This is a genomic window from Desulfovibrio sp. 1214_IL3152, assembly GCF_036763055.1.
Classification (GTDB): domain Bacteria; phylum Desulfobacterota; class Desulfovibrionia; order Desulfovibrionales; family Desulfovibrionaceae; genus Desulfovibrio.
Map to the genome: position 1 here is coordinate 1 of NZ_JBAIYW010000634.1, position 2,138 is coordinate 2,138.

3 protein-coding genes are annotated in these 2,138 nt (G+C 58.9%); 2 read left to right on the plus strand and 1 reads right to left on the minus strand.

Annotated elements, in window-relative coordinates; translation table 11 throughout:
• Positions 1-749, minus strand: a 749-nt coding sequence (locus V6C07_RS13220; protein ID WP_333536943.1) for a tRNA lysidine(34) synthetase, incomplete at its 3' end; no start/stop codon positions are given.
• Positions 750-984: 235 nt separating this feature from the next.
• Between V6C07_RS13220 and rpoZ the strand changes: the two genes are divergently transcribed.
• Together rpoZ and V6C07_RS13230 are read left to right on the plus strand one after the other, a co-directional pair.
• Positions 985-1,221 (plus strand): DNA-directed RNA polymerase subunit omega, encoded by a 237-nt coding sequence (gene rpoZ, locus V6C07_RS13225; RefSeq protein WP_333536944.1) that lies wholly within the window; start codon positions 985-987, stop codon positions 1,219-1,221.
• A 379-nt stretch (positions 1,222-1,600) separates the two neighbouring features.
• Positions 1,601-2,138, plus strand: a 538-nt coding sequence (locus V6C07_RS13230) for a DnaJ domain-containing protein (RefSeq protein ID WP_333536945.1), incomplete at its 3' end; no start/stop codon positions are given.

Sequence of the window (2,138 nt, forward strand, 5' to 3'; positions counted from 1 at the left end):
TCCCGCGCTGCGGCGCTGCTTTTGTCCAGCTGCCAGCGGGTCAGGCCGTTGAGCACGCAGCGTCGGCCGTCTTTTGTAACGGCATAAAGATGCTCAAGGGTCTGGGCCATGTCGCTTCTGGCCGTCTTTCCGGCCGAGGGACAGGCATTGGCCCAGATGGGCAGGCCCCATTGCCGCGCCGCCTGGCGGATATACTTTTTCTCCACCAGCATGAGCGGACGGATAAGCCGCAGTTTGCCGTCAAAAAAAGGCTCGTTCATGCTCATGCCGTCCACGCGCCCGTTGCGGCAGATGTTCATGAAAAACGTTTCCACCAGATCTTCGGCATTATGGCCCAGGGCAAGATGGGTAAGCCCGTACTGCGAACAAAGCTCAAACAGCCTTTTACGGCGCAGCCAGGCGCAGCGGAAACAGGCCGAGCGGCGCAGGTTTTTTTCTGAGTGGGCGTCAGGCCCGTGGCTTGTGACCTCAAGGTGGGCGGGAATGCCGTGCTCCGCCAGCCAGGGCAAAAGTGCCGCGTGGCTTTGGGCGTCAAAACCGGGGTTGAGGTGCAGAGCCATGATTTCAAAGCGAAAAGGTACGATTCCCTGACGTATTTTAAGCGTTTTCAGCAGCACAAAGCTGTCCACTCCGCCGGACGCCGCCACCCCCACCCGGCAGCCGGGCCAGAGCATGCCTGCCATCTGCATGGCCTTGCCCGCGCTTTTCACGCAGACTTCCTGCGCGAAAGACCGTTTTTCTCTGCTCATGACTGGCAATCTCCTTAAGAATGGTCTATGCTGTCCGACGCCTTTCCCGGCTCTTGACAGGTACAGAGGCGGCCTATATCATATCTTATTTCAGCAGGCAAAGCCTGCACTCAGGCGTATCCCGCGCCCGACCCCCTTTACAAACGGTCGGGCGGTATTATTTCAAAAAACGAACTGCGGCGAAGTCTTTCGCCACAGATTGGCGGCCCCCGGCCGCCCACACTACGGAGGCAGCATGGCCCGTATTACTGTTGAAGATTGCCAGGAGCGCGTGGACAACCGCTTTCTGCTGGTGCAGATGGCTATCAAGCGTGTGCATCAGTACCGCGAAGGTTACGAACCCCTTGTGGAATCGCGCAACAAGGAAGTGGTCACCGCCCTGCGTGAAATAGCCGCGGGCAAAGTGCTGCCCGATGACGATGCGCTTTACACGCCGCTTGACGGGCAGGCCCCCACGGCTGAAGAAAACTAGAGCAGTTTACGAATGAAATGAGTCAACTGCTCTGCAAGGATTTTCCTGAAAATCCTTGCCACGAAATGCGAGCAGGCAGGCTTTTGCCTGCCGTAAGCGAGCATTTCAAGTGTTAAATGCTCTAAAAAACCTGCCTGACTCCCCTGCCGCAAGGCAGGCTGCGAAAAACATAACAATGCGGCCCACGCGGCTCATAAAGCGCGGAAAACCGTTTTTTATCCGCAGCCGGACAAAAAGCATCGGCCTTACGGCATCCGGCCCAAAGCGGGCCGGGATAAAAGGCGCTTAGATTCCCGCGCGGCGGTTGCCATAAGGCGGCCGCCGCGCCTGCGAATACAACCTTTAACCCAGGCGCACAAGCACGCAGCCACCGGAACCCATGATGGAGCTTGATTACTACGAGGTGCTGGGCGTCAGCCGCAGCGCCGGTGATGATGAGATTAAGAAGGCATACCGCAAGCTTGCCCTCAAGTACCACCCGGACCACAACCCGGGCGATCACGAGGCCGAACAAAAATTCAAGCAGGCGGCAGAAGCCTACGAGATTCTGCGCGATGCGGAAAAACGCGCCCGCTACGACCGCTTCGGCCATGCCGGGGTGCAGGGTGGGGCCGGCGGCTTCGGCAGCAACGAAGACATCTTCGCCCACTTCAGCGACATTTTCGGCGACCTGTTTGGGTTTTCCTCTGCCCGTGGGCCTCGGCCCATGGCCGGATCAGACCTGCGCTACAACCTCACCATTACTTTTTCCCAGGCCGCCAATGGTGATGAGATCACCCTTTCCCTGCCCAAGCACGTCACCTGTGGCGACTGCAAAGGCAGCGGCGCAGCCCCGGGCAGCAAGACCGAAACCTGCCGCCACTGCAACGGTTCCGGTCAGGTGCGGCGTTCGCAGGGCTTTTTCCAGATCGCCATGC